Source organism: Sulfolobus sp. B1 (assembly GCF_007050195.1).
In the GTDB taxonomy this organism is placed as follows: Archaea; Thermoproteota; Thermoprotei_A; order Sulfolobales; family Sulfolobaceae; genus Saccharolobus.
The window spans coordinates 1-2,122 of sequence record NZ_QIMI01000195.1 but is presented as its reverse complement, the minus strand read 5'-3'; the positions used below and the strand labels follow the sequence as shown (position 1 = coordinate 2,122).

The following is a 2,122-nucleotide window of genomic DNA, read 5'->3' as shown; positions in this document are numbered from 1 at the left end:
TTCGGTATCGTAACTTTCTTCGATATTACGCTGGACAATGTGACGAGTTTGCTCTCATCTAACATGTTCATCTTCTTTGCTATAACCAACTCTCCAGCTTCTTGTAATGTCTGTATAAAGTCTTCGACCACTATTATTTTCGAGGCCTTCACTACTTCTGGATATACTTCTATTTTTTCGGGAATGTTTGAACCCATGGCATTGATATGCTTTCTTTTAGAACTAACGTAATCTAACTTGATAAATGGATCTTTTGCTTTTGTTATGCTAACTATCACCTCACTATCTTCACAAATTTTTTTGATTGAGTCACTAACGTTAACACTTATTCCTTCACTTCCTAGAACGGAAATAGCTTTTTCCAATCTGCTCTTTGACTGCGTGAAAACGTTTATCTTGATACCTTTCTTTATCTCATTTATCACCTCCACATGAGCAATGCCTTGTTTCCCTAACCCTATTATTCCGATACTGCTATAGTCTCCATAAATAAAATCTGACGCTATTACTGATAGAATTGCTGTTCTAATCTGAGTTAGCCTATCTGATTCTATAATGCTAAGAAGTTCCCCTGAAATGTTGTATAGGAATATTAGGAAGTTGCCGCTAATGAACGTCTTATAACCTATATAATCTTCCATAGCAGCAGCTTGAAATGTTAGAGTTGCTCCCTTGAAAGAAATTCTGCTCCTCTGTAGGTTAATTGCTAGTTTATTCTCAAATAATTCAAATGCATTTACTAGTGAATTGTATATTTCTCTGTAATCTATTAAATTCGTCACTTCACTCTCCTTGATTAAGAGTGTCAAATCTATCTTTCTCTCATATGTCTTTACATTTAAAAGATATTCTCTAATAAGCTATAATATATGGAACTTACTCCAAGGCTTCAAGATATAATAAATATTGTAAAGTCAAGAGGTAATGTAAACATTAAGGATTTAGCTTTAGAAATAAAAGTTTCACCGAAGACAGCTAAAGGCTATGCTAGAGAATTACAAAGGTTAGGTCTGATAGAGGTAGATCAAGATGGGAATATTAAGCTGAAGAATGAAGAGGATCCACAACAAAAGATTATAAAGACACTTGAAGCACACGAGAGTGAGATATCAGCACTTAAGAAGGAAATAGAAGCTTTAAAGGAGGAATTGCAAAGGATTAAGAAGAAAGGGAAAGTTTAAGAATATAAACAAACCAACTTATTATTTCAGTTATGTTCAACTTACTCTTACCTATTTTTCTGTCTCTAAATATTATTGGGTACTCTGCAACTTTAAGCCCAGATTTTATGATTTTATAGACTGAGCATATCTGGAATTCATAACCATTAGTCGTCTCACACTCTAATGCCTTCATGGCACCTAATCTAGAATAAACTCTATAGTTAGATGTATTATCCTTAAGGGGAGAGTGGGATACCATTCTAAATAAATAGTTAGCCCCCTTACTTATAATCCTCCTACTAAATGACCAGTTCTCTATTCCTCCACCCTTAACGTAACGTGAGCCAATTACCAGATCATAATTACCGTTAATTGCTAGCTGAATCATATTAGGCAAATATCTGGGATCATGACTCAAATCAGCGTCCATAGTGGCAATGTAATCAGAGTCCAGAAGCTCTTTTAAACCAAATCTAATTGCTGAACCTAAACCCCTTTCATTCTCTCTAACATGGATTAACAAATTTGCTAATTGCAACCCCCTTAACACTTGAGGAGTACCATCTGGACTATTATCATCAACTATCAAAATCTTAGCCGATGGTAAAATTCTATTTAGCTCTAAAACTAAGGGGACAACATTATCTTTCTCGTTGTAGGTAGGTATTGCTATGGAAATTTTAGCCATTGCACATCTCCCAAAGTTTATCCCCTACGTGATGTAAGTTTTCTGCAAATTTGCCCCTCTTCTCAGCTAAAGCCTTTTCTTTAGAGATTAACACTTTTAATATAGCTACTGGTAGATTGGTTTTAGTTTTAGCAAGTATAATGTCTCCTTCCTTACATTCACAATTATACTCTACTATGCCAGGGACGAACAAGTCAGCGCCAGTGCTTACGGCTTTTACTGCACCCTCATCAATCACTACATATGGTAAACTTATCTTTAGTTTAATAAC

The 2,122-nt window shown here is 35.0% G+C and carries 4 protein-coding genes; 1 reads left to right on the top strand and 3 read right to left on the bottom strand.

Translation table 11 applies throughout. The annotated features are described in order from the left end of the window. Window positions 1-782 (bottom strand): ornithine cyclodeaminase family protein (locus DMP16_RS09325; RefSeq protein WP_255446859.1); only part of this gene is annotated, 782 nt, incomplete at its 3' end. An 87-nt stretch (window positions 783-869) separates the two neighbouring features. On the opposite strand from DMP16_RS09325, the gene DMP16_RS09320 reads away from it, so the two are divergent. Then, window positions 870-1,181: an HTH domain-containing protein gene (locus DMP16_RS09320; protein ID WP_069282685.1), complete on the top strand. Its 312-nt coding sequence runs from the start codon at window positions 870-872 to the stop codon at window positions 1,179-1,181. Here the strand turns inward: DMP16_RS09320 and DMP16_RS09315 are convergent. Together DMP16_RS09315 and DMP16_RS09310 are read right to left on the bottom strand one after the other, a co-directional pair. Further along, a complete protein-coding gene (locus DMP16_RS09315) occupies window positions 1,159-1,851 on the bottom strand; it encodes a polyprenol monophosphomannose synthase (RefSeq protein ID WP_069282686.1) in 693 nt (230 codons plus the stop codon). The two genes, DMP16_RS09320 and DMP16_RS09315, sit on opposite strands and share 23 nt — an antisense overlap. Then, the coding region (locus DMP16_RS09310; RefSeq protein ID WP_306416246.1) for a PUA domain-containing protein at window positions 1,844-2,122 on the bottom strand (279 nt) is incomplete at its 5' end. The genes DMP16_RS09315 and DMP16_RS09310, both read right to left, overlap by 8 nt.